A 25,305-nucleotide genomic window follows, 5' to 3' on the forward strand; every position below is an offset into this window, starting at 1 on the left:
AACGGTATGTTGAATATCAATGAATTAGAAGTCTCGGTTGACGATAAAGCGATCCTGCGCGGCGTTAACCTGAACGTGCGTCCAGGCGAGGTGCACGCCATTATGGGGCCAAATGGCTCAGGGAAAAGTACGCTCTCTGCGACGCTGGCGGGCCGTGAAGATTATACCGTTACCGGCGGTTCGGTAACGTTTAAGGGCAACGACCTGCTGGCGTTGTCTCCGGAAGAACGGGCCGGAGAGGGCATCTTTATGGCTTTCCAGTATCCGGTTGAGATCCCAGGGGTCAGTAACCAGTTCTTCCTGCAAACCGCGCTGAACTCGGTGCGCGCGCATCGTGGGCAGGAACCGCTGGATCGTTTTGACTTCCAGGATCTGATGGAAGAGAAAATCGATCTGCTGAAGATGCCCGCGGATCTCCTGACCCGCTCGGTTAACGTTGGTTTCTCCGGCGGGGAGAAGAAGCGTAACGATATTCTACAGATGGCGGTGCTGGAGCCTGAGCTTTGTATTCTCGATGAAACGGATTCCGGGCTGGATATCGATGCTCTCAAAATCGTCGCCGACGGCGTGAACTCGCTGCGCGACGGCAAGCGGGCGTTTATCATCGTCACCCACTACCAGCGCATTCTGGATTACATCAAACCTGACGTGGTGCACGTGCTCTATCAAGGGCGTATTGTGAAATCCGGCGATTTCCGTCTGGTGAAACAACTGGAGGAGCAGGGCTATGGCTGGCTTAGCGAACAACAGTAGCGCGCTGCAGCAGTGGCATGCGCTGTTTCAGTCGCGGGGCGGCAACGTGTCGCCTCAGGCGCAACAGCACCTCCAGCAGGTACAAAAGCTGGGTCTGCCAACACGCAAAGATGAAGACTGGAAGTACACTTCGCTGGATAAACTGCTCGCCAGCACTTTCGTTGCTCCGGCACTGCCTGCGCTGACCGTCGCAGAGCGCGATGCGCACGCGGTGGCGCTGGATGCCTATCGGCTGGTGTTTGTTGACGGGCAGTTCGACGCCCGACTGAGCGACGATTTATCGGCGAGTGGCTTTGAGGTGACGGTTAATAACCAGCGTCAGTCGCTGCCGGATGCCGTGCACGGTGAAGTGTTCCTCCATCTGACTGAAGGGCTGGCAACCAGTGTGACCCATATTGCGGTGGCGCGTAATCAGCATCCGGCAAAACCGCTGCTGCTGCTGCATATTACCCGTGGCCTTGATTCTGATGAGATGAACACTGCGCACTATCGCCACCACCTGCGGCTGGCGGAAGGGGCACAGGCAACGGTGATTGAGCAGTACGTTAGCCTGAATGCCGCGCGCCATTTTACCGGTGCGAGGTTGACCGCAGAGGTGGCAGACAACGCGCAACTTCAACATTTTAAACTGAACGGTGAGAATGCTCTGAGCTATCACTTTGCCCACAACGATTTGCGACTAGGACGGGATGCTTCGGCTTTCAGCCACAGCTTCCTGTTGGGCTCGGCGGTCACGCGCCACCACACCAGCACACAGCTGAATGGTGAAAACAGCACCCTGCGGGTGAATAGCCTGTCGATGCCGGTGGGCAACGAAGTGTGCGATACCCGCACCTGGCTTGAACATAATCAGGGTTACTGCAACAGCCGCCAACTGCATAAAACCATCGTTAACGATAAGGGCCGGGCGGTGTTTAACGGCGTGATTACCGTGGCGCCGCACGCGATTAAAACCGATGGGCAGATGACCAACAACAACCTGCTGCTCGGTCGGCTGGCGGAAGTGGATACCAAGCCGCAATTGGAAATCTACGCCGATGATGTGAAGTGCAGTCACGGTGCCACCGTGGGTCGTATCGACGATGAGCAGCTCTTTTACTTACGCTCACGCGGGATAGCGCAGGAGGAGGCGAAAAAAATCATCCTCTATGCGTTTGCCGCCGGGCTGACCGATGCCATTGCCCTGGAAGCGCTCAAGCAGCACGTGCTGGCGCGCATTGGGCTGCGTCTGGCAGGAGGCAAACAATGACTTTTTCCGTACAACAGGTTCGCGGTGATTTTCCAGTGCTGGCGCGTGAAGTGCATGGTCAGCCGCTGGTTTATCTCGACTCGGCCGCCAGCGCGCAAAAACCAGAACAGGTGATCAACGCCGAAGCGACCTTTTATCGCCACGGTTATGCCGCTGTACACCGGGGGATCCACACGCTCAGCGCCGAAGCCACACAGCGTATGGAAGATGTGCGTCAGAAAGTGGCGCACTTCCTCCATGCTGCCAGCGCCGAAGAGATCGTGTTTGTCCGCGGCACCACCGAGGCGATTAACCTGGTGGCGAATAGCTGGGGAAGCAGCAACATCAAGGCCGGTGACAATATCGTGATTACCGCCATGGAGCATCATGCCAATATCGTCCCCTGGCAGATGCTCTGTGCGCGCAGTGGGGCGGAGCTGCGGGTTATCCCACTCACGCCTGACGGCACCCTGCAACTTGATGCCGTAGAGGCGCTGTTTGACGAACGCACCCGTCTGCTGGCCGTCACCCAGGTCTCCAACGTACTGGGCACGGAAAATCCGCTATCGGCGCTGATCGCCCTGGCCCATCGCCACAGCGCGAAAGTGCTGGTGGACGGTGCGCAGGCGGTGATGCATCTGCCGGTTGATGTGCAGACGCTGGACTGCGATTTCTATGCTTTCTCCGGTCATAAGCTCTATGGCCCGACCGGGATCGGTGCGCTGTACGTCAAAGCGGAGATCCTACAGGAGATGCCACCGTGGGAAGGGGGTGGCTCCATGATCGCGACCGTCAGCCTGACTGAAGGCACCACCTGGACCAAAGCGCCGTGGCGTTTTGAAGCGGGTACGCCCAACACCGGCGGCATTATTGGCCTCGGTGCGGCGCTGGACTACGTGAATGCGCTGGGGCTGACGGCGATCGACGAATACGAGCAGACGCTGATGCGCTACGCGCTGGACGCGCTGGCCACCGTGCCTGATCTGCATCTTTACGGCCCCGCCGAGCGCCGCGGGGTGATTGCCTTTAACCTCGGCAAGCATCACGCCTATGACGTGGGCAGTTTTCTCGATAACTACGGCATCGCCGTACGCACCGGCCACCACTGCGCCATGCCGCTGATGGCATTTTACCAGGTTCCCGCCATGTGCCGGGCCTCGCTGGCGATGTACAACACCGTAGAAGAGGTCGACAGGCTGGTGGCAGGGTTACAGCGCATCAGGCGCTTATTGGGCTAACAGGGAGCAACGATGGCGGCTTTACCGGATAAAGACAAACTGCTGCGCAACTTCACGCGCTGCGCAAACTGGGAAGAGAAGTATCTCTACATCATCGAACTGGGGCAGCGCCTGGCGCCGTTAAGCGCTGAACAACACCGCCCGGAACACCTTATTCAGGGTTGTCAGAGCCAGGTGTGGATAGTGATGGGGCGCGATGAACAGGGCAGGATAACTCTGCAGGGCGATAGCGATGCCGCTATTGTTAAAGGATTGATTGCCGTGGTGTTTATCCTCTACGATGGGATGACCGCCGCCGACGTTCAGGCATTTGATGTTCGCCCCTGGTTTGAACAGCTGGCGCTGGCGCAGCATCTGACACCGTCGCGCTCTCAGGGGCTGGAGGCGATGATTCGGGCAATTCGTACGCAAGCAGCCAGTTTTAGCTAATATCAAATAGACAGCTTTCATTCTGTTACGAAAGGCGGGCTTAAGCCCGCCACGCTGGTGGTTCAGCTTTCTGGCACGTTGTCAGTGAATATGAATAAGGAATCCAGATATGAAGCGCGCGTCCCTCTTAACACTCAGCATTTTAGGAGCCCTCAGCGCCATTTCCAGCGCCTGGGCCGTTGACTACCCATTACCCCCCGCCAATAGTCGTTTAATCGGCCAGAATCAAACCTACACCGTTCAGGACGGTGATAAGAATCTACAGGCCATCGCCCGGCGCTTTGATACGGCGGCGATGCTGATCCTCGAAGCCAACAATACTATTGCCCCGGTGCCAAGACCCGGTACCGTTGTGACTATCCCGTCGCAGATGCTGCTGCCGGATGTGCCGCGTGAAGGGATCGTGGTGAACCTGGCCGAACTGCGTCTCTACTACTTCCCACCGGGAGAGCAGCAGGTGCAGGTTTATCCTATTGGGATAGGCCTTCAGGGGCTGGAGACGCCGGAAATGACGACACGTGTGGGACAGAAGATCCCCAATCCTACCTGGACGCCAACGGCGGGCATCCGCGCGCGCTCTCTGGAGCGTGGCGTCACGCTGCCAGCAGTGGTGCCTGCTGGGCCGGGTAACCCGCTGGGGCTCTTTGCGTTGCGCCTGGCGTACGGTAACGGCGAGTATCTCATTCACGGCACTAACGCCCCGGACAGCGTCGGTCTGCGCGTCAGCTCGGGTTGTATTCGCATGAATGCGCCGGACATCAAAGCGCTGTTCGCCCAGGTACGTAGCGGAACGCCGGTCAGGGTGATCAATGAACCGGTGAAGTACGCCGTCGAGCCGGATGGTTCTCGCTATCTGGAAGTGCATCGCCCGCTGTCGCAGAACGAAGCACAGGACACGCAAACCATGAAGATGACGTTATCCCCTGGCTTTAAGCAGTTCGTCCAGCAGGCGAGCGTGAGCGAAGACCAGGTGAAGAAAACGCTGTCGCGTCGTGCCGGTTATCCGGTGATTATCTCTACGGGGAAAGGAACGGCTTCTGCGGCTGAACCGGTGCTGTCGGTACAGAACAGTGCGCGGGGAGAAACGGTGGGTGCAGAAACGTCATCCGGGAAGGTGACGCAGTAGAGCAGGCAAATCGCAGACAAAAAAAATGGCGCACAATGTGCGCCATTTTTATTACCAGAACTCTTACTTACGGTAAGAGTGAGCCTGGTTGTCCAGACGCTGGTTAGCACGAGCTGCGTCGTCTTTAGCAGCCTGAACGTCGGAACGCATTGCGTTCACGTCGTTGCTCAGCTGGTCAACTTTAGCGTTCAGAGTCTGAACGTCAGAAGACAGCTGATCGATTTTAGCATTGCTGGAGCAACCTGCCAGCAGAGTAGAACCCAGGATTACCGCGCCCAGTACCAGTTTAGTACGATTCATTATAAATACCCTCTAGATTGAGTTAATCTCCATGTAGCGTTACAAGTATTACACAAACTTTTTTATATTGAGAATATTTTTTTATGCGTTTTCCCTTATTTTTGATCGTTCGCTCAAAGAACCATCGACTTTAGGATTTTGTGGCGAAAAAGTGTGTGAAAACAGGGAACTTCCATCGGATTCATCTTAGAAAAACCGAGTTTAAATAGTGACAGCCTATTTGATTTTTTATTGAGCTCAGTTATCTGAGTGTATAAAAAAAGCGCCCAGAGGGCGCTTTTTTAAGCAAACTATAATAAGTATGTAGATTATTACAGTACGTGCACGGATGCAGTGTTGGTGGTTCCGCTTGGAACCAGCGCGCCAGAAACCATGACAACAACGTCACCTTTCTGAGCCAGACCGCTTTCCAAAGCCACTTCTTTACCCATACGGTAGAAATCATCAGTAGAGCTGATTTCTTTGACAACCTGAGCGATAACGCCTTTGCTCAGTACCAGCTGACGAGCAGTGGTTTCGTTGGTGGTCAGCGCCAGAATGGTGGCATCCGGGAAGTATTTACGGATAGCACGTGCAGATTTACCGCCCTGGGTAGCAACCACGATCAGCGGTGCGTCCAGTTTTTCTGCAGTTTCAACGGCGCCACGGCATACGGCTTCAGTGATGCGCAGTTTGCGGCTGTCGTTGTTGAAGTCCAGACGGCTGGTCATCACGCGGTCAGTACGTTCGCAGATGGTAGCCATAATGGTTACCGCTTCCAGCGGGTATTTACCTTTAGCGGATTCGCCGGACAGCATGACAGCATCGGTACCGTCGAGGATGGCGTTCGCTACGTCGCCTGCTTCAGCGCGGGTAGGACGTGGGTTTTTGATCATGGAATCCAGCATCTGGGTCGCAGTGATAACGACTTTACGTGCACGGATACATTTTTCGATGATCATCTTCTGCGCGAAGATAACTTCTTCAACTGGGATCTCAACGCCCATATCGCCACGAGCAACCATGATACCGTCAGACGCTTCGAGGATTTCGTCGAAGTTGTTCAGGCCTTCCTGGTTTTCGATTTTGGAGATGATCTGGATGTTTTCGCCGCCGTGCGCCTTCAGGTGCTCGCGAATTTCAACAACGTCAGAGCGTTTACGGATAAAGGATGCTGCAACGAAGTCAACGCCTTGCTCGCAACCGAAGATCAGATCCTGTTTGTCTTTCTCAGCCAGTGCTGGCAGAGCGATAGAAACGCCTGGCAGGTTAACGCCTTTGTTTTCGCCCAGGTCACCGTTGTTCAGCACTTTACAGATAACCTTGTTACCTTCGATAGCGGTCACTTCCATACCGATCAGACCATCGTCTACCAGTACGGTGTTGCCTACGGTCAGGTCAGTAGTAAAGCCTTCGTAAGTCACAGCAACGATTTCGCTGTTACCCACAACGGATTTGTCGGTGGTGAAAGTGAAGGTCTGGCCCGCTTTCAGGGAAACGTCGTTACCGCCTTCCAGCTTGATGGTACGGATTTCTGGACCTTTGGTATCCAGCAGGATAGCTGCTTTCTTACCGGTTTTGCTCAGCACGTTGCGCAGGTTTTTGATGCGCTGACCGTGTTCAGCATAGTCGCCGTGAGAGAAGTTCAGACGCATGACGTTCATGCCAGCGTCAAGCATTTTGCCTAACATCTCTTCGGATTCAGTTTTCGGCCCGATGGTACAAACAATTTTGGTCTTTTTCATGACAGTCTTAGTCTTTAAGTTGAGATTGAGAAGGATTGGGATTTTGAATTCTCGCTCCATGCGCGCACGGCCACGGAGTCAAACCGGTATTACGAAAGTTGCTATGCCACGCCATAAGGATAGGTGACATAAAAAAAGCGTGCAGAGGAAAGTGTGCTAGAGGTTCAGCATAGTTAAATAGGCGATGTTTTAATCGTTTATTAATGCAGTCCAATGAGCTGAAACCATTCAAGAAAGAAACGCCGCAGATTATACGATGTTATGTTGCAAAAAGAAAATAAAAACACTGTTTCAAAATCAAAAGGCGCTAATTAACAAAACAAAAACGAATTATTTCTAAAAATGTAACAGCGAAGATGCGCAACAAACTGCGTAAAGCCGCGCGGTGGCCGTTGCTGATTTGCTTTATCCACTAATAGAATCAATAATAATTTGATTCTTAATGGAAATTAGCGAGCGTAAACGATGGGAAATCAGGCGAAAGACGACGTTTTATATCAGGAAATGTGCCGCGTGGTGGGCAAGGTAGTGCTGGAAATGCGCGATTTAGGCCAGGAGCCAAAGCATATTGTGATTGCAGGTGTGGTGCGTACGGCGCTGGCGAATAACAAAATCCAGCGCTCCGAGCTGACGCGCGAAGCGATGCAAAAGGTAGTGACTGCGCTTTCAGGGCAGTGATAACGCCCTGAAATAAATAATGATCAGGCGATGACGAAGCGTAGAATTGCTTTCACCGCCAGCTCGCTGTGGTGGGAAATCAGCGCATCGTCATCGATTTCCGGAAGCGGGCCGTCCAGATAGAGGCTATTAAAGCTATAAAAGTTGGAAACCTGATAGAAGCTGAAGCTGCTGATCAGGCGATGCACATCGCGGGCTTCAAGCGCAGGCTGGAAAATGCCCTGCGCCTGCCCGCGATGAAGAATGTGCTCCAGCAGCGAAAGGGCGCTTTTATTGAGTCGTTTCAGGTCGCCTGACGCCAGCAGCCATTTCCCGCGCTGCATGTTCTCCATACAGATAATCCGCATAAAGTCCGCATGTTCAGCGTGGTAGCGAACGCTCCACTTCACCAGTTGCACCAGTGCTTCTACAGGCGGCTGATTCTCCAGACCGAGTTGCTGCTCGGTTTCACGGATCCGTGAATAAACATACTGAAGAACCGACTGGTACAGCTGTTCCTTCGTTTTGAAGTAGTAAACCACCATGCGTTTGGTCGTTTGTGCCTCCCCGGCAATCTGTTCCATTCTGGCTCCCGCCAACCCATGTTCGGCAAACACGGCAATGGCCGCGTTGAAAATACGGTTCTTGAGCGACTGGGCTTCGTCTTGAGTAATGGCGGACATAACAACTCCTGTTAACTTTTCCAAGGGAACAAAAAATACACACAATGATCACAATTTAGCAACCAAATATGGCGCAGACGAACCAAATGATTCATATTCATCCCACCGTTACCGCATGAGCCTGGTGAAACTATGTTGCGTTCTATTGCTACCGTGTCTATTTCTGGAACCCTGCCTGAAAAGCTGAGCGCAATTGCGGCGGCAGGCTATCAGGGCGTTGAGATCTTCGAAAATGATTTGCTCTATTATACCGGCACGCCTGCGGATGTCCGTAGCATGGCCGACGATCTGGGGCTTAAAATCACCTTATTTCAGCCGTTTCGCGATTTTGAAGGTGGCACGCGCGCGCAGTTTGCCGCCAACCTTGAGCGGGCTAAGCGTAAATTTGCACTGATGCACGAACTGGGCTGCGACACGCTGTTGCTTTGCAGTAACGTTCAGGCGGACTGCTCTGCCGATATTGACCTCCAGATTGCCGATCTCCGCGCGCTGGCGACGCTCGCCGAGCAGGAAAATATCCGCATTGGCTATGAAGCGCTGGCCTGGGGAACGCATGTTAACCGTTGGTACCAGGCATGGGAACGGGTGAAGGCGGTAGATAGCCCAGTGCTGGGTATTGTGCTAGACAGCTTCCATATTCTGTCACTCGGTGACGATCTCAGCCGCCTGCATGAAGTCCCGGTCGATAAAATTACCTTCCTGCAGCTGGCGGATGCGCCGTTGATGAAAATGGACGTGCTCGAATGGAGTCGTCATTTCCGCTGCTTCCCTGGCCAGGGTGAACTGCCGCTGGTGGAGTTTACACGTGAGCTTACACGCGTGGGCTATCGCGGGCCGTGGTCGCTGGAGATCTTTAACGACGGCTTCCGCGCCTCTCCGAATGGTGCAACGGCCAAAGATGGCTATCGCTCACTGCTGTGGCTGGAAGAGCAAACGCACCGCGCGTTGGATCACACCGACGCCTGTCTGTTCCAGACCGCGAATTTACCCACTTACCAGGGCACCGAGTTTATTGAATTTGCCGCCAGCCCCGCAGAGGCTAAAAAGCTGAGCGCCATGCTCAGTGGGATGGGGTTTACGCTTGCCGGTACGCACCGTTCAAAGCAGGTCGCACTGTGGAGCAACGGCGGGGCGCGAGTGATTATCAACGCTCAACCACACAGCTGGGCCGATCACTTCTACCAGCGTCACGGCGTGTCGCTGTGCGCAATGGCGCTGCGGGTCAGCGAAAGCGCGCCGATTGTGGCGCGGGCAAAAGCCTATGGCTACGCCACCTGGCAGGGCGAGGTGGGGCCGAATGAGAGCACGATACCAGCGGTTTGCGCACCCGACGGCAGCCTCATCTATCTGGTGGAAGGTAATCAGGATATCTACAGCCAGGATTTCAACCTGACCGCAACGGCAAACGGCGGCGCGCTGCTGGGTATTGATCATCTGGCACTAGGGATGGAGGCCGACAGCCGTGATAACTGGGTGATGTTCTGCCGGGCGGTATTGGGCTTTACGCTTGAACATGAACAGACGATGCCAGATCCCTACGGCCTGGTGCGCAGCCTGGCGGTACAAAGCCCGCAGGGCAATATTCGCCTGGCGCTGAATATCTCGCAAAGCCGGGCTACGCAGATAGCACGATCCGTTGCCTGCTATCAGGGTGCGGGGCTTCAGCATGCCGCGTTTGCCTGCCGTGACCTGCCGGCATTACTGGACAAGCAACCGCTGGCGGAGTCGCTCTCCTTGCCGGTACCGGCAAACTATTATGACGATCTGCTGGCCCGTTTTGGCGGCCCGGAACAGGTTGCCCTTATGCAGCGTCAGCAAATTCTCTACGACCGTGATGCCGCTGGCGGTGAGTTTTTACATCGCTATACCTGGCCCTTTAGTGCAGGGCGCTTCTTCTTTGAATTAACCGAAAGACGCCACGGCTATACGCAGTATGGCGCGGTCAATGCCGCCGTTCGGCTTTCGGCTATGCAGTACCGTTAGCACGCGGGAATGAACCACCCGGTACGCCAACGTCACAGGACAGACCATAACAATAAACACTCATCTGCACTCGACAACGACAGGTAACTACTATGAATTCACTCGGCCATAATCGCGTGGCTACCGCTGAGGCGGTTAACGCGGTCCCTCGTACCCGGCGGCGCATCGGTATTCTGGCGCTGCTGGCCGTTGGGACAATGATTAACTATCTTGACCGCACCGTGCTCGGCATTGCTGCTCCGCAACTCACCCAGGAACTGGGTATCGGCGCCGCGGTGATGGGGATCGTCTTCTCTGCCTTTGCCTGGACCTATGCGCTGGCGCAGATCCCCGGCGGTATGTTCCTTGACCGCTTTGGTAATAAAGTGACCTATTTTCTGGCACTGGGATTCTGGTCGCTGTTCACGCTATTCCACGGGTTTGCCGTGGGGCTAAAATCGCTGCTGCTGTGCCGTTTTGGCCTTGGCATCAGCGAAGCGCCGTGCTTCCCGGTGAACAGTCGTGTGGTTAGCGCCTGGTTCCCTCAGCACGAACGCGCCAAAGCAACGGCGGTCTACACCGTCGGGGAATATCTCGGCTTAGCCTGCTTTGCGCCGCTACTGTTCTGGATTATGGACGGTTTCGGCTGGCGTACGCTGTTTATCTCCGTCGGTGTGGTCGGCATCCTGTTTGCGCTAGTCTGGTGGCGCCATTACCGTGAACCGCATGAAGACGTGCGCCTTAGCGAGCAGGAACGCGACTACATCAGCGCAGGCGGCGGTATGACGACCGGAGCCGAGCAGCGCAAAGCCTTTAGCTGGCCGTTGGTGCGCCAGTTGTTGCGCAAACGCCAGATTGTTGGTGCCAGTATCGGTCAGTTCGCGGGTAACACCGTGCTGGTCTTCTTCCTCACCTGGTTCCCTACCTACCTGGCGACCGAACGCCATATGCCGTGGATCAAGGTGGGTTTCTTCGCCATTATGCCGTTCCTGGCAGCAGCGGGCGGTGTGATGTTCGGCGGCTGGGTGTCTGACAAACTACTGAAGGCGACCGGTAGCGCCAACCTGGGGCGTAAATTGCCCATCATTGCCGGGCTATTGATGGCAAGCTGCATTATCAGCGCCAACTGGCTCACCAGCGATACGGCGGTCATTATGGTGATGTCCTTTGCCTTCTTTGGGCAGGGAATGGTTGGCCTCGGCTGGACCTTAATTTCCGATATGGCGCCAAAAGGGCTGGGTGGCTTGACCGGCGGGCTGTTCAACTTCTGCGCTAACCTGGCGGGGATCCTCACGCCGTTGGTGATTGGCTTTATCGTTGCCGCGTTCGGTAACTTCTTCTACGCGCTGTTTTATATCGGCGGTGCGGCGCTACTTGGCGTGGTGGCCTATCTGTTTATCCTTGGCGACGTGAAACGCATTGAGCTGGATCTGCCGGAGCAGGAGGGTACTCATGCAAATTAGTGGGCATACGCGGTTAATTGCTCATTTGGGGTACCCGACCGAAAGTTTCAAAGCACCGATGATTTACAACCCCTGGTTCGAAAACCAGGGGGTCGATGTCAAAGTGGTACCGATGGGGGTGAAGCCGGACGATTATGCGACGCTGATTCCGCCACTCTTCGCCCTGACCAATATTGCCGGCGCGCTGGTGACCATGCCGCATAAGGTAGCGACCTGTGCGCTGGTGACTCGGATGAGCCCCACAGCGCAAATTGCTGGGGCATGTAATGCGATTCGCCGGGAGGCAGATGGCACGCTCACCGGCGATATGTTTGACGGCGATGGTTTTGTTCGTGGCATCCAGCGCAAAGGCTTTCGCACTATTGGTGCGCGCGCGCTGGTCACCGGCTGCGGCGGCGTGGGGTCGGCGATTGCCGCCTCGCTTGCTGCCGCAGGCGTCAGTGCGCTAACGCTGTTCGACACCCGTGAAAGTACGGCGAATGCGCTAGCGGCGCGGCTGCAGGCACACTATCCGCAACTGCGACTGACGGTGATGTCTTGCGACCCGGCAGGGCACGACCTGGTGGTGAACGCGACGCCGCTTGGTATGTCGCCCGGTGACCCACTGCCGGTCGAGATGTCGCGGGTGGCTCCCGGCACGTTTATCGGTGAAGTGGTGATGAAGCAGGAATACACGCCATTTTTACAAGCCGCGATGGAACGCGGTTGCCCGGTGCAGCGCGGTACTGACATGCTGTTTGAGATGATCCCAGCCTATCTGGATTTCTTCCACTTACCGGTGGCTACACCAGAACAGCTCCAGGCGCTGGCGGACATTCGTTACTAAAGCGCTGGTCAGCGGCGTAATAGCCTGGGTAATATAACGCTTATGTCCAGGCTTTTGCGTACCTACTATGAACTCCACACTCACTCTGCTGGCGGCGGGCAGCCTCCGCCGCGCTTTTATTCCGCTTCAGTCTCTCTTTACCGCTCAAACCGGGATACCCGTTGAACTTGTTTTTGGACCTGCCGGGCTACTGCGTGAGCGCATTGAGGGCGGGGCGCCGTGTTCGCTCTTTGCTTCCGCTAACCGACAGCACCCGCAAACGCTCTGCGAGAGCGGGCGGGCGCACGACCTGCGGATATTTGCGCGCAATACGCTGACTCTGACGGTCAGAAATACTCCGCAGACAGCGGATAAAAGCTGGTTCGAACTGTTGAGCGACCCATCGCTGCGTCTCGGTACGTCTACGCCGCTGTGCGATCCCTCGGGGGATTACACCTGGCAGTTGTTTGAACAGCTTGAAGCGGGCTTTTCTGGACTCGGCGAATCGTTGAAACAGCGGGCAATGCCGCTAGTCGGTGGGCGCGATTCACTGACGGTTCCCGCGGGTGAAATGGCGAGCAGTTGGCTGATTCGCGAAGGGTTAGCCGATCTGTTTATCGGCTACGCGCACTACGCAACGGCACTGCAAGATGAGCAGGATGTGCGCAGCGTGGTTATCCCGGCGGAGTGGAATATTCGCTGCGATTACTACATGGCCATGCTGGACGATAGCGCCGCAGCGCGGCAGTTCTACCGGTTTATCCTCGCGGATGAAGGGCTGTGCTGCCTGCGCGATGCGGGCTTTATGTTGGCGAGCGGCGCAGAGTAAACAGCGGCGTGACCACGGCGGCCGGGTAATCCTCAAGCTGTAGCTTGCGTACTTTGACCCCATACGCCTGCTGTAGGTTCTGTTCCTGCACAATCTCGTCGGTCGGCCCTGCCAGCCACTGACGGTCAGGCAACAGCAGCAGCGTATGGCTGGCGACCTGCAATGCATGCGTGGGGTCGTGGGTAGTGAACATCACCGTGCGCGACTGCGCGTGGGCCAGATCGCTAATCAGCTGTAGCACCGTTTGCTGATTTCCCAAATCCAGCGCCGAGCAGGGTTCATCCAACAAAATGTTCTGACTGGCGCTGACGAGCGCACGGGCAATCATCACCAGCTGCTGTTGGCCGCCAGACAGGTTGCTGAACAGCGCGTCGGCAAGCGCGGTGATATTTAACAGCTCCAGCGCTGCCATCACCTGCTGTTCATCTTCTTCCTGTGGCTGCGAGAAGAGGGCGATATGCCGCGCGCGGCCCATCAACACCACTTCCCGTACTCGCCAGGCAAAGGCCGGGCGAAACGACTGCGGAACGATGCCCACGCCGCCGGTCACGGTAATCTCACCCGCGATGGCCGGCAACACGCCGGTGATGGTGTCCAGCAGAGTACTTTTCCCACGCCCGTTTGCGCCGAGAATAGCCCAGACCTTACCCGGCTGACAGTGCAGGCTGAGCGGCGCAAACAGCGGCATTTTATGGCCGTACTCCAGCCGGGATAGGGAAAGCGTTGGGGTCATTTGAGCATTCCTTTTCGGCTTGCGCGTACCAGCATAACGGTGAAGAGCGGGGCACCTACCAGCGCGGTGATGATCCCAATCGGGATTTCGGCGGCGGTCAGCGTGCGGGCGAGGTCATCGACCAGAATCATAAAGCTCGCCCCCATCCAGAATGCGCAGGGCAGCAGGCGGCGATGATCGGCACCGGAGAGCATCCTGGCCAGATGCGGGATCACCAACCCCACCCAGGCGATGCTGCCGCTTACCGCCACTTGTGCAGCCACCAGCAGCGCGCAGCAGAGCAGCACACCCCGGCGTAGCGCAGTGACGCGCACGCCAAGGGCACGGGCATCTTTATCATCCAGCGACAGTAAATTGATACGCCAGCGCAGTTTGTAGAGCACCAGCGCCGCCACGGCGACGGGGATCGACAGCAGCAGCACTTTAGTCCAGTTGGCGGTGGCAAAACTGCCCAGCAGCCAGAACACAATATTAGGCAGCACCTCTTCGGTATCGGCCATGTACTGCATCAGGCTCACCAGCGCGGCAAAGAAACCGCTGAGAATAATCCCGGCGAGAATCAGCACCAGCGTGCTCTCTCTTCCCTGAAGCGCGGCCAGTAGATAGACCAGCGTTAGCGCCAGCAGGCCGAAGAAGAAGGTCGAGCCCATCATCATCGGCATGCTGAAGCCCAGCAGAATGGCTAACGTGCCGCCGAAGGCGGAGCCGGAGGTCACGCCGATAATATGCGGGTCGACCAGCGGGTTCTGGAACACCCCCTGTAACGTCGCGCCGCACAACCCCAGGGCGCCGCCTGCCAACAGGGCCATCAGAATACGAGGAAGGCGTACGGACCAGACAATCTGATGGGCAATATCGGCATCGCTGTGCGGATGCATAAGCTGGTTCAGTACATCGCCAATCGACAAACCATACTGCCCAAAACATAGTGAGACCACGGCAACGACCAGGGTGAGCAACATCAGCCCACCCTGTACCGTTTTCGGATGACTACTGATGTGCATTAGCCTGCCAGTCGGTACGGTAGAAACGATGGTAGTAATCCTGCGCCTGTGCATCGACATCGACGTTTTTATAGCGTTCCGGATAGAGCTTTTTCGCCATCCACAGCTCGCCAATCGCCAGCGCTTCAGGCATCGGGTAGCCCCACGCTTTGGCGTATTCCGGCATTAACCAGACGCGATGATTTTTGACCGCATCAATGCCTTGCCACTGCGGATCGGCGGTGATTTGTTTCACCACATCAGGGTAACGATCCTGGACGAAAATCACCTGCGGGTTCCACTGTAATACTTGTTCAAGCGAAACCTGACGCGCGCCTTTTACCGTTGCCGCCGCCACGTTCATTGCGCCCGCATGCTGCATCATCAGGCCGGTATATTTACCGGAACCGTAGGTGTTCAGGTCCGGGTTCGCCATATAGACACGCACTTTCTCCGCCTGCGGAATATTGGCTACCGGGGCGTTGAATTTCGCGCGAGCGTTGAAGGTGTAGTCGATAAGCTGGTTGGCTTCCGCTTTGCGGTTGACGACTTCACCAATCAGACGAATACCCTGCTTGAGCCCTTCGTTGTAAGCGTGCTCTTCATCCGCCATCGTCGGGTTCATCTTATTCTTCTCACCAGCAGCATCTTCGCGCAGAGAAATGGCCACAACCGGGATGCCCGCGTTCGTGATCTGCTGAATCATCGCTTCTGGCGCGTAGTTGGCGATAAACACCACCTGCGGGTGCAGCGCCAGCAGGCTTTCGATATTGACCTGGGTCAGGTCACCCGGCATCGGCAGTTTCTCAATGCCGGGCATAAAGCGTGCAAACTCAGGACCGAGCTGTTTTTTCCAGCTGCTCAGGACGCCGACGATATCGTCAGAGGCGTTGAGTTGGACTAACAGATTTAGCGTCTGGTGTTGGAGAACCACCACGCGGTTAACGGTATCGGGAAGGGTCACCTGACGACCAAGCTGATCGGTTACGGTGCGATCGGCCAGCGCAGGGGTAGCGGCCACCAGGCTAGCGCAGGCTAGCGCCAGGCCAAGGAGTAAACGTTGTAATGTCGACATGAGTCACTCAGTAAGGAGGGGAAATAAACGATGTGTATTTGATTATATAACGTTGGAAAATGCAAACCATCCGAGAATATTACCCCTAAATATCTGCGGCCAATGCCACGCATAACAAACCCTTAACGAAAAAGGCCACCAGGTTTTACCCCAGTGGCCCGGTTCGGGCGCATGCCGTCATTGCGACGAGGCATCACGCTCCTGTCAGATTAGAGGTTGAAGAAGTGACAAACCAGCACGACCACGATAGGCCCAACCACTGATGTCACAACCGCAATCACTAACGCTTCCCTGAACGTCATATAACCGCCTGTGTTGCAATGGCAACCGTACGCGGCTATCCTTGAGTCGTTGAGGTTCAAGAATGGCCCTCGTTACGTTGCCAGGTTATACCAAACAACGTGCGGGGGTTTTCTCTTTCCAGCAACAGGTGCCGCCGGGGATGAAGTCCCCGCAACATTGCGCCTCCCCCGAATGCTCGGGATTGCTAAGATCCTATAGCAGCCACTCAGGCGCTAGCAATCAAAATAGCTGTATTTTTATCCAGTAGTACGCTTTTCGGAATTTAGCCCATACCAGGCGGGATTCCTCTGTAACCATTGGTCATAAATCCTCCATTTTTCATCCTTCCTTTTTTGCTTAACTGTTGATTCCGTCCTTATCGAGATGCACTTATGCACCGTCGCCATTTTTTGTTGGGTGTCACCGCTATACTATTTTCAGCCCGATACGGTTTCTCATCGGTTTTTGCTGCGTCATGGCAACAGCAGACGATACCGCTCTGGCCCGCCACGCCGCCCGGTGGTGGTGGGCCGATGGGGCCAATGCAGGTAAGTCAAAAAGGGGCGCAAAGCCAGATAGTCACACCCTCGCTTACGGTACTGACGCCAACCGCGCCTAACGGACACGGCGTATTGATTGCGGCGGGCGGCGGCTATCAGCGAATTGAGATGGCGATGGAAGGCTGGCCTGCGGCTCTCTGGCTGGTTGCCCGAGGCTATACCGCGTACCTGTTGAGCTATCGGTTGCCGGGTGAAGGCTGGAACGATGGTAATCTGGTGGCGCTGCAAGACGCGCAACGGGCGCTGCGGATGGTGGCGCAACGGGAAAAGCAGGTGAGCGCGCTGGGGTTCTCCGCCGGAGGGCATCTACTGGGAATGGCAACGACGCGGGCGGATTATCAGAGCTACCCGGTGCAGGATGCGCTCGATGAACGACCAGCAAGCGTCAGCCGTGCGGCGCTGATTTATCCCGTTATTACGCTTGAGAAACCCTATACCCATACCGCCACGCATAAAATACTGGTGGGAAAATCGGCGACAGAAAGCGAAGAGGCCGCGTGGTCGGTGCAACAATACGTTACGCCGCGTACGCCGCCGATGTTTCTGGTACAGGCTGAGGACGATCCGGTGTCCGATCCGCATAACACGCTTATTATGCAGGCAGCTTGTCTGCGCGAACAGGTGCCGGTCACGATGTACCGTTATCCGACTGGCGGACATGGCTTCGCGTTAGGCAGGCCGGGGACGAAAACCGTCGAATGGCCTGCCCATTATGAAAAATGGCTACAGGAGTAGGGCTTACTCGATGGGCGTGAGATAGTCCAGCCGTAGCGGCTCGGCTAACAGGCTGTCCATCTGCCCGATAAAGCTCTGGAAATGTGGGAGGGACACGTGGGTCTCCAGCGCCGCCTGGTCATCCCAGGACTCGCGGACGTAAAAGGTGTCCGGCTCATCGCGCAGTTGAAACAGTGCGTAGTCATGGTTTCCCGGCTCCTGACGCGTCGGGGCCAGTAGCGCTTTCAGCGCCTCGCTTAACGCTTCCCGTTTACCCGCTTTCGCCTTCAGTACGGCAATAATTGAAATCATTTTAAAATCCCTCCAGCACAATTTTACCCACCGCCCGGCCGGTTTCGAGCTGGGCGTGCGCTTTGCGCAGGTTTTCTGCGGTGATGGTACCGTAATGATCGCCAAGCGTCGTGGTGATGACTTTCTGATCGATAAGCGTGGCTATTTCGGTCAGCAACTGATGCTGCGCAATGATGTCCTGGGTCTCAAACATGGAGCGGGTAAACATAAACTCCCAGTGCAGCGAGATGCTTTTCAGCTTTAATGGGCGCGCATCGAGGCTCTGCGGATCGTCAATGAGTGCCAGCTTTCCCTGCGGCGCCAGGGCGGCAATCAACTTAAGATAGTGCTCGTCGGTATTGTTGAGGCTGGCTACATGCGTCACGGCTGGAATACCAATACGAGCCAGTTCCTGAGTCAGCGGTTGGCGATGGTCGATCACGTGATGCGCACCGGCATTGCGCACCCACTGCTGGCTTTCAGGGCGTGAAGCGGTGCCGATCACGGTCATTCTGGTGAGCTTGCTTGCCAGTTGCGTCAGGATGGAACCTACGCCGCCCGCCGCACCGACGATAAGCAGGGTATCGCCCTCGTTACCCCCACGGGTAACGCCAAGGCGGTCAAACAGCAATTCCCAGGCGGTAATCGCCGTTAATGGCAGCGCCGCGGCAGAGGCGTTATCCAGCGTGAGTGGTTTCAGCGCCACAATACGTTCATCGACCAATTGAAACTCGCTGTTGCTGCCCGGGCGTCCCAGGGCACCGGCGTACCAGACTTCATCGCCAGGAGCGAAGAGCGTCACCTGCGGGCCCACGGCTTTGACGACGCCAACGGCATCCCAGCCCAGCACACGCGGCGTGTCACCGTTAAATCCGGCGCGAACCTTGGTGTCTACCGGGTTCACGGAAATGGCTTTGACTTCGACCAGCAGGTCGTGGCCCGTCGCCTCAGGAATAGGCAGTTCAATCTCGCTGAGAAAAGGGATGTTGCTGCCTTCGCTGGCAGCGCGGGTAATGGCGAATGCTTTCATGTGATATCTCCGGGTATCAATGGGAATAGCCGAATAGTAGAAGCATGCCGTCGTGGGAAAAATAGCGTGCTGGCGATAAGTGTTATTCGCAAATCGCGAAAATCCCTATAAAAAACATGTCCAGCGCCGGAGAATTACGTGGGCAGGGTCACTTTTTTGCGTTTATGGCATGAAAAGCACAGTGGCAACCTCAAAAGCGTTCCTATACTGACGGTCACATTCATCATGATGTTACAGGCAGGGCGTTATGACCCGTTACACTACGTTTTCCCTTGGTTCTCAATTCGTTAATCGCCTCGGTTACGGGGCGATGCAGCTGGCAGGCCCAGGCGTATTTGGTCCGCCAAAAGATAGACATGCCGCAATTTCCGTGCTGCGCGAAGCGCTGGCGCTTGGCGTAAATCATATTGATACCAGCGACTTCTATGGCCCGCACGTGACCAATCAGATTATCCGCGAAGCGCTGCATCCTTATGCTGACGACCTGGTGATTGTGACGAAAATTGGCGCGCGTCGTGATGACAAAGGCGCCTGGCTGCCGGCGTTTTCCGCCGAGGAGTTAAAGCAGGCGGTGCATGACAATCTGCGTAACCTCGGCCTTGATGTGCTGGATGTGGTCAATATGCGCGTGATGATCGGCGACGGCCATGCACCACGTGAAGGGTCTATTGAAGCCAGCGTTAGCGTGCTGGCAGAACTGCAGCAGCAGGGGCTTATCAAGCATATTGGGGTGAGTAACGTGACGCCAACGCAGGTGGCGGAAGCGCGTAAGATAGCGAACATCGTCTGCGTGCAGAACGAATACAATATCGCACACCGCCGCGATGACGAACTGATTGATACGCTGGCGCGTGACGGCATCGCCTATGTGCCGTACTTCCCGCTGGGCGGATTCTCGCCGCTGCAATCTTCCGCGTTGAACGATGTGGCAAGTTCGCTTGAAGCCACGCCGATGCAGGTGGCGCTGGCCTGGTTGCTGCACCGTTCACCCAATATTCTGCTGATCCCCGGTACGTCGTCGGTCACGCATCTGCAGGAAAATATGGCGGCGGGGCAGTTGACCTTACCTGAGGATGCGCTGGCGACGCTCGACGGCATCGCGGCTCGCGCATAACGGGAGGCTTAATGACGGACAAACGCTCTGCCCAGTGTCACTGCGGCGCGGTGGCTTTCACCGTGGTGCTTAGTGATGGCCTGAACACGGCTCGTCGCTGTAATTGTTCTTACTGCCGCATGCGCGGTGCAGTTGCGGTTTCTGCGCCATTGTCCGGCATCGAAATTCTGCGTGGGCAGGATAAATTGACGGAGTACCGCTTTAATACCGGCGAGGCCGTCCATTTTTTCTGTTCGGTATGTGGGATTTACACCTTCCATCAGCGGCGCTCGAACCCCCAGCAATACGGGATTAACGTCGCCTGTCTTGAGGGGGTGTCACCGTTTGATTTTGCCTGTGTAGAAGTTCATGACGGTGTTCACCATCCGAAAGACGGCGGCGGTGGCATCGCGGGATATTTGCGCTTCGACAAAAAGTAGCCGGAGCCGGTCCCGGCGGCGCTGCGCCTGGGCGGGATACAAAAAACAAAACCCTGCTCATGTGAGCAGGGTTTTTATATTTACTGCGGAGCGATTACGCTACCAGGCTGTCGATCGCAGCTTTCGCATCAGAGGTCGCTTTGGTTGCCACTTCTGGGCCGTAGGCGATACCTTCCGCGAAGACCACGTTCACGTCGGTGATCCCGATGAAGCCCAGGAACACGTTCAGGTATGGGGTGATCAGGTCAGTTGGGCTATCTTTATGGATGCCGCCGCGGCTGCTCAGTACGATAGCGCGTTTACCGGTTACCAGACCTTCCGGGCCTTTCTCGGTGTAACGGAAGGTGACGCCAGCGCGGGCAATCAGGTCGAAGTAGTTTTTCAGCTGCGTAGGGATGTTGAAGTTATACATCGGCGCGGCGATAACAATCACGTCGTGGGCTTGCAGCTCAGCAATCAGTTCGTCAGAGAGCTTCAGCGCTTCCTGCTGACGTGGGGTCAGTGGGGAGTCGCTTGGGCGCAGCGCGCCGACCAGTTCGCCATCCAGCACCGGAATTGGATTGGCAGCCAGGTCACGGACGGTGATTTCGTCAGCGGAGTGCTTTTCACGCCACTGTTCAACAAAATAGTCGGACAGCTGACCTGATTGAGAGTAGCCTGCCAGGATGCTGGATTTCAGAACTAATACTTTGCTCATAGGTAATTCCTTATATTTGATTGACGGGCGATGCCCTGTTGCTTGATGACACTTTATTCACAATCCTGCCACAGAGATAGCGCAATATATCGAAGTCTATGTTCAGTTTTTTTGAACAAGGCTCGAAATGCGCAAGTGTGGTATGCTATGACGATTCTTTATGAGAGCTTTTCCCGGCAGTGCACTGCCCAATAAGACTATGACAGAACAACAAAAAATCACCTTTGCGATGCTCAGCCAGCGCCTTGATGCGCTGACGCTGCGGGATAAACAGCGCTTTGCGCGCCGACTGCACGGCGTTAAGAAGGTTAAAAATCCTGAAGCACAACAGGCCATTTACCAGGAGATGGCGCAGGAAATTGAACAGGCTGCCGGTAAGGTTGTGCTACGTGAAGCGGCGCGTCCGGTGATTGAGTACCCGGAAAACCTGCCGGTTAGCCAGAAGAAACAAGACATTCTCAACGCCGTGCGCGACCACCAGGTGGTGATTGTTGCCGGGGAGACCGGTTCGGGTAAAACCACCCAGTTGCCGAAGATTTGTATGGAACTGGGGCGCGGGATCAAGGGGCTGATTGGCCATACCCAGCCGCGTCGTCTGGCGGCGCGTACCGTCGCCAATCGTATTGCCGAAGAGCTGAAAACCGAGCCGGGCGGCTGCATTGGCTACAAGGTTCGCTTTAGCGATCACGTCAGCGATAACACCATGGTCAAGCTGATGACCGACGGTATTCTGCTGGCGGAAATCCAGCAGGATCGTCTGCTGATGCAGTACGACACTATCATTATTGATGAAGCGCACGAACGCAGCCTGAACATCGACTTCCTGCTCGGCTACCTGAAGGAGTTGCTGCCGCGTCGTCCCGATCTCAAAGTAATCATCACCTCGGCGACCATCGACCCGGAACGCTTCTCGCGCCACTTTAATAACGCGCCGATAATCGAAGTCTCCGGTCGTACCTATCCGGTAGACGTGCGCTATCGTCCGATCGTTGAAGACGCGGACGATACCGATCGTGACCAGCTGCAGGCGATTTTCGACGCCGTCGATGAACTGGGACAGGAAGGGCCGGGCGATATTCTGATCTTTATGAGCGGTGAGCGTGAAATCCGCGACACCGCCGACGCGCTGAGTAAACGTGACCTGCGCCATACCGAGATCCTGCCGCTCTACGCTCGCTTATCGAACAGTGAACAGAACCGCGTCTTCCAGTCGCACAGCGGACGGCGCATTGTGCTGGCCACCAACGTGGCGGAAACCTCGCTGACGGTGCCGGGCATTAAGTACGTGATTGACCCCGGTACGGCGCGAATCAGCCGCTATAGCTATCGCACCAAAGTGCAGCGTCTGCCGATCGAACCGGTTTCTCAGGCCTCCGCAAACCAGCGTAAAGGCCGTTGTGGCCGTGTGTCGGAAGGTATCTGTATCCGTCTCTATTCGGAAGACGATTTCCTCTCGCGCCCGGAGTTTACCGACCCGGAAATTTTGCGTACCAACCTGGCGTCCGTTATTTTGCAGATGACCGCACTGGGGCTTGGCGATATCGCTGCGTTCCCGTTCGTGGAAGCGCCGGACAAACGCAATATTCAGGACGGTGTGCGTCTGCTCGAAGAATTGGGCGCCATTACCACCGATGAACAGGCCACCGCCTACAAGCTGACACCGCAGGGCCGTCAGCTCAGCCAGTTGCCGGTCGACCCGCGTCTGGCGCGCATGGTGCTGGAGGCGCAGAAACACGGCTGCGTGCGTGAGGCGATGATCATCACCTCGGCGCTCTCTATTCAGGACCCGCGCGAACGTCCAATGGACAAACAGCAGGCGTCCGATGAAAAACATCGCCGTTTCCACGACAAAGAGTCAGATTTTATGGCCTTTGTGAACCTGTGGAACTACCTCGGCGAACAGCAAAAAGCGCTGTCGTCGAACCAGTTCCGCCGCCAGTGTAAGCTCGATTTTCTCAACTATCTGCGCGTGCGTGAGTGGCAGGATATCTACACCCAACTGCGTCAGGTAGTGAAAGAGCTGGGCATTCCGGTAAACAGTGAACCGGCAGAGTACCGTGAGATTCATATTTCGCTGCTGACCGGTCTGCTGTCGCACATCGGGATGAAAGATACCGACAAGCAGGAGTTTACCGGTGCACGTAACGCGCGTTTCTCCATCTTCCCTGGCTCTGGTTTATTCAAAAAACCGCCAAAATGGACGATGGTCGCTGAACTGGTGGAAACCAGCCGCCTGTGGGGGCGTATTGCCGCGCGCATCGACCCGGAATGGGTGGAGCCGGTGGCGCAGCATCTGATTAAACGCTCCTACAGTGAACCGCACTGGGAACGGGCACAGGGCGCGGTGATGGCGACCGAGAAAGTGACCGTCTACGGTCTGCCTATTGTGGCGGCACGTAAGGTTAACTACAGCCAGATTGACCCGGCGCTGTGCCGCGAGCTGTTTATCCGCCACGCGCTGGTTGAGGGCGACTGGCAGACCCGTCACGCCTTCTTCCGCGACAACCTGAAGCTGCGTGCCGAAATTGAAGAACTGGAAAACAAATCACGTCGCCGCGACATCCTGGTGGATGACGAGACGATGTTTGAGTTCTATGACCAGCGTATCAGCCACGAGGTGATCTCCGCGCGCCACTTTGATAAGTGGTGGAAGCAAGCCAGCCGTGAAACCCCGGATCTGCTCAACTTTGAGAAGAGCATGCTGATCAAAGAAGGGGCGGAGCAGGTCAGCAAGCTGGATTACCCGAATTTCTGGCATCAGGGCAACCTGAAGCTGCGTCTGACCTATCAGTTTGAGCCGGGGGCTGACGCCGATGGTGTGACGGTGCATATTCCGCTGCCGCTGTTAAACCAGGTTGAAGAGGCCGGGTTTGAGTGGCAGATCCCAGGGCTGCGCCGTGAGCTGATTATCGCGCTGATTAAATCGCTGCCGAAGCCGGTGCGCCGCAACTTTGTGCCTGCGCCGAACTATGCTGAGGCCTTCTTAGGCCGTGTGACGCCGCTGGAACTGCCGCTGCTGGATTCGCTGGAGCGTGAACTGCGCCGGATGACCGGCGTCACCGTCGACCGTGAAGCCTGGCAGTGGGATCAGGTACCCGATCACCTGAAAATCAGCTTCCGCGTGGTGGACGACAAAAACAAAAAACTCCAGGAAGGGCGTTCATTGCAGGCGTTGAAAGATACGCTGAAGGGCAAAGTGCAGGAGACGCTGTCGTCGGTCGCCGATGACGGTATCGAGCAAAATGGCCTGCATATCTGGAGCTTTGGTGACCTGCCGGACCGTTACGAACAGAAACGCGGCAACTATAAGGTCAAAGCCTGGCCAGCGCTGGTGGATGAACGTGACAGCGTCGCCATCAAGCTGTTTGATAACCAGCTGGAACAGCAGCAGGCAATGTGGCGCGGCTTGCGTCGTTTGCTGTTGCTGAATATCCCGTCGCCGATCAAGTATCTGCACGAAAAGCTGCCGAACAAGGCGAAGCTCGGGCTTTACTTTAATCCGTACGGCAAGGTGCTGGACTTGATTGATGACTGCATCTCCTGCGGCGTGGACAAGCTGATTGACGAAGCGGGTGGGCCGGTGTGGAGTGAGGCGGGCTTCGCCGCGCTGCACGAGAAAGTGCGTGCCGAGCTTAATGAGACGGTGGTTGAAATTGCCAAACAGGTTGAGCAAATTCTAACGGCGGTGTTTAACATCAATAAACGACTGAAAGGGCGTGTGGACATGAGCATGGCGCTGGGGCTGTCGGACATTAAGGCGCAGATGAACGGCCTGGTGTACCGCGGCTTCGTCACCGGCAACGGCTTCCGTCGTCTGGGCGATACGCTGCGCTATCTGCAGGCGATTGAAAAACGTCTGGAGAAGATGGCCGTCGACCCACACCGCGACCGCGCGCAGATGCTGAAAGTGGAAAGCGTGCAGCAGGCGTGGCAGCAGTGGTTAAACAAGCTGCCACCGTCGCGTCGTGAAGATGATGATGTGAAGGAAATTCGCTGGATGATTGAAGAGCTGCGCGTCAGCTTCTTTGCTCAGCAGTTGGGGACGCCGTATCCGATTTCGGATAAACGTATCCTGCAAGCGATGGAACAGATCGTCGCCTGATCCCTCTGGTACTGGACCACACGGTGTTGTAGGCCCGATAAGCGTAGTGCCATCGGGCAGATTCCGGCACATTGCCGGATGGCGGCATTGCCTTATCCGGCCTACATA

24 protein-coding genes are annotated in these 25,305 nt (G+C 56.1%); 14 read left to right on the forward strand and 10 right to left on the reverse strand.

All coding sequences use genetic code 11. The features are described 5' to 3' along the window. Positions 1 to 6 precede the first annotated feature (6 nt). The 5 genes from sufC to ldtE all read left to right on the forward strand — a co-directional run bounded on the left by sufC (position 7) and on the right by ldtE (position 4,774). Positions 7 to 753 carry a Fe-S cluster assembly ATPase SufC gene (gene sufC / locus V6940_RS03915; RefSeq protein WP_185668657.1) on the forward strand — a complete coding sequence of 249 codons (747 nt, stop codon included), beginning with the start codon at positions 7 to 9 and terminating at the stop codon, positions 751 to 753. Beyond that, positions 728 to 2,002 (forward strand): Fe-S cluster assembly protein SufD, encoded by a 1,275-nt coding sequence (gene sufD / locus V6940_RS03920; protein WP_333494897.1) that lies wholly within the window; start codon positions 728 to 730, stop codon positions 2,000 to 2,002. Before sufC ends, sufD begins: the two co-directional genes overlap by 26 nt. Continuing rightward, entirely contained in the window at positions 1,999 to 3,219 is a 1,221-nt protein-coding gene (gene sufS / locus V6940_RS03925; RefSeq protein WP_333494898.1) for a cysteine desulfurase SufS, read from the forward strand. The genes sufD and sufS overlap by 4 nt, the downstream gene beginning before the upstream one ends. A gap of 12 nt (positions 3,220 to 3,231) precedes the next feature. After that, complete coding sequence (sufE, locus tag V6940_RS03930) at positions 3,232 to 3,648, forward strand: cysteine desulfuration protein SufE (RefSeq protein WP_333494899.1); 417 nt, start codon at positions 3,232 to 3,234, stop codon at positions 3,646 to 3,648. Between the two features lie 109 nt (positions 3,649 to 3,757). Beyond that, positions 3,758 to 4,774 (forward strand): L,D-transpeptidase LdtE, encoded by a 1,017-nt coding sequence (gene ldtE / locus V6940_RS03935; protein ID WP_185668661.1) that lies wholly within the window; start codon positions 3,758 to 3,760, stop codon positions 4,772 to 4,774. Positions 4,775 to 4,837: 63 nt separating this feature from the next. Here the strand turns inward: ldtE and V6940_RS03940 are convergent, their stop codons facing one another. The 3 genes from V6940_RS03940 to ynhH form a co-directional block, all read right to left on the reverse strand. Then, a complete protein-coding gene (locus V6940_RS03940; RefSeq protein ID WP_002908860.1) occupies positions 4,838 to 5,074 on the reverse strand; it encodes a major outer membrane lipoprotein in 237 nt (78 codons plus the stop codon). A gap of 311 nt (positions 5,075 to 5,385) precedes the next feature. Further along, positions 5,386 to 6,798 (reverse strand): pyruvate kinase PykF, encoded by a 1,413-nt coding sequence (gene pykF / locus V6940_RS03945; protein ID WP_185668662.1) that lies wholly within the window; start codon positions 6,796 to 6,798, stop codon positions 5,386 to 5,388. A gap of 7 nt (positions 6,799 to 6,805) precedes the next feature. Further along, positions 6,806 to 7,030 carry a protein YnhH gene (gene ynhH, locus V6940_RS22745; RefSeq protein WP_442910774.1) on the reverse strand — a complete coding sequence of 75 codons (225 nt, stop codon included), beginning with the start codon at positions 7,028 to 7,030 and terminating at the stop codon, positions 6,806 to 6,808. Positions 7,031 to 7,263: 233 nt separating this feature from the next. Between ynhH and fumD the strand changes: the two genes are divergently transcribed. Continuing rightward, on the forward strand, positions 7,264 to 7,476 hold the full coding sequence (fumD, locus tag V6940_RS03950; protein ID WP_185668663.1) for a fumarate hydratase FumD: 213 nt from the start codon (positions 7,264 to 7,266) through the stop codon (positions 7,474 to 7,476). A 23-nt stretch (positions 7,477 to 7,499) separates the two neighbouring features. Here fumD and V6940_RS03955 read toward each other — a convergent pair whose 3' ends face one another. Continuing rightward, positions 7,500 to 8,138: a TetR family transcriptional regulator gene (locus V6940_RS03955; RefSeq protein ID WP_333494900.1), complete on the reverse strand. Its 639-nt coding sequence runs from the start codon at positions 8,136 to 8,138 to the stop codon at positions 7,500 to 7,502. 132 nt (positions 8,139 to 8,270) lie between these two features. Here V6940_RS03955 and V6940_RS03960 point away from each other — a divergent pair, with 132 nt between their 5' ends. From V6940_RS03960 to V6940_RS03975, 4 genes are all read left to right on the forward strand, one after another. Next, complete coding sequence (locus tag V6940_RS03960) at positions 8,271 to 10,121, forward strand: bifunctional sugar phosphate isomerase/epimerase/4-hydroxyphenylpyruvate dioxygenase family protein (RefSeq protein ID WP_333494901.1); 1,851 nt, start codon at positions 8,271 to 8,273, stop codon at positions 10,119 to 10,121. A 92-nt stretch (positions 10,122 to 10,213) separates the two neighbouring features. After that, positions 10,214 to 11,563, forward strand: a complete 1,350-nt coding sequence (locus V6940_RS03965; protein WP_333494902.1) for an MFS transporter — start codon at positions 10,214 to 10,216, stop codon at positions 11,561 to 11,563. Next, complete coding sequence (locus V6940_RS03970; protein WP_333494903.1) at positions 11,553 to 12,389, forward strand: shikimate dehydrogenase family protein; 837 nt, start codon at positions 11,553 to 11,555, stop codon at positions 12,387 to 12,389. The genes V6940_RS03965 and V6940_RS03970 overlap by 11 nt, the downstream gene beginning before the upstream one ends. 67 nt (positions 12,390 to 12,456) lie before the next feature. Next, positions 12,457 to 13,197 carry a substrate-binding domain-containing protein gene (locus V6940_RS03975; RefSeq protein ID WP_333494904.1) on the forward strand — a complete coding sequence of 247 codons (741 nt, stop codon included), beginning with the start codon at positions 12,457 to 12,459 and terminating at the stop codon, positions 13,195 to 13,197. Here V6940_RS03975 and V6940_RS03980 read toward each other — a convergent pair. The 3 genes from V6940_RS03980 to V6940_RS03990 are packed head-to-tail and all read right to left on the reverse strand — an operon-like array spanning position 13,172 to position 15,988. Continuing rightward, entirely contained in the window at positions 13,172 to 13,930 is a 759-nt protein-coding gene (locus tag V6940_RS03980) for an ABC transporter ATP-binding protein (protein ID WP_333494905.1), read from the reverse strand. The two genes, V6940_RS03975 and V6940_RS03980, sit on opposite strands and share 26 nt — an antisense overlap. Next, positions 13,927 to 14,934, reverse strand: coding sequence for a FecCD family ABC transporter permease (locus tag V6940_RS03985; RefSeq protein WP_185668670.1), 1,008 nt, complete (start codon positions 14,932 to 14,934; stop codon positions 13,927 to 13,929). Before V6940_RS03985 ends, V6940_RS03980 begins: the two co-directional genes overlap by 4 nt. Further along, positions 14,921 to 15,988 carry an ABC transporter substrate-binding protein gene (locus tag V6940_RS03990; RefSeq protein WP_333494906.1) on the reverse strand — a complete coding sequence of 356 codons (1,068 nt, stop codon included), beginning with the start codon at positions 15,986 to 15,988 and terminating at the stop codon, positions 14,921 to 14,923. The genes V6940_RS03985 and V6940_RS03990 overlap by 14 nt, the downstream gene beginning before the upstream one ends. A 674-nt stretch (positions 15,989 to 16,662) precedes the next feature. On the opposite strand from V6940_RS03990, the gene V6940_RS03995 reads away from it, so the two are divergent. Further along, positions 16,663 to 17,565, forward strand: coding sequence for an alpha/beta hydrolase (locus V6940_RS03995; RefSeq protein WP_333494907.1), 903 nt, complete (start codon positions 16,663 to 16,665; stop codon positions 17,563 to 17,565). A gap of 3 nt (positions 17,566 to 17,568) precedes the next feature. On the opposite strand, the gene V6940_RS04000 is transcribed toward V6940_RS03995, so the two are convergent. After that, complete coding sequence (locus V6940_RS04000; protein WP_333494908.1) at positions 17,569 to 17,856, reverse strand: putative quinol monooxygenase; 288 nt, start codon at positions 17,854 to 17,856, stop codon at positions 17,569 to 17,571. A gap of 1 nt (position 17,857) precedes the next feature. Continuing rightward, entirely contained in the window at positions 17,858 to 18,865 is a 1,008-nt protein-coding gene (locus tag V6940_RS04005; protein WP_333494909.1) for a zinc-binding alcohol dehydrogenase family protein, read from the reverse strand. A 247-nt stretch (positions 18,866 to 19,112) separates the two neighbouring features. Between V6940_RS04005 and V6940_RS04010 the strand changes: the two genes are divergently transcribed. Next, positions 19,113 to 19,979, forward strand: a complete 867-nt coding sequence (locus V6940_RS04010; RefSeq protein ID WP_333494910.1) for an aldo/keto reductase family oxidoreductase — start codon at positions 19,113 to 19,115, stop codon at positions 19,977 to 19,979. Positions 19,980 to 19,990: 11 nt separating this feature from the next. Further along, a complete protein-coding gene (locus V6940_RS04015; protein WP_333494911.1) occupies positions 19,991 to 20,398 on the forward strand; it encodes a GFA family protein in 408 nt (135 codons plus the stop codon). A gap of 94 nt (positions 20,399 to 20,492) precedes the next feature. Here V6940_RS04015 and azoR read toward each other — a convergent pair whose 3' ends face one another. Then, positions 20,493 to 21,095, reverse strand: coding sequence for an FMN-dependent NADH-azoreductase (gene azoR / locus V6940_RS04020; RefSeq protein WP_035893172.1), 603 nt, complete (start codon positions 21,093 to 21,095; stop codon positions 20,493 to 20,495). Between the two features lie 199 nt (positions 21,096 to 21,294). On the opposite strand from azoR, the gene hrpA reads away from it, so the two are divergent. Then, positions 21,295 to 25,197 carry an ATP-dependent RNA helicase HrpA gene (hrpA, locus tag V6940_RS04025; protein WP_333494912.1) on the forward strand — a complete coding sequence of 1,301 codons (3,903 nt, stop codon included), beginning with the start codon at positions 21,295 to 21,297 and terminating at the stop codon, positions 25,195 to 25,197. The last annotated feature ends 108 nt before the right edge of the window (positions 25,198 to 25,305 follow it).

The organism is Kluyvera sp. CHPC 1.251, from assembly GCF_036759945.1.
GTDB classification, from domain to species: Bacteria; Pseudomonadota; Gammaproteobacteria; order Enterobacterales; family Enterobacteriaceae; genus Kluyvera; species Kluyvera sichuanensis.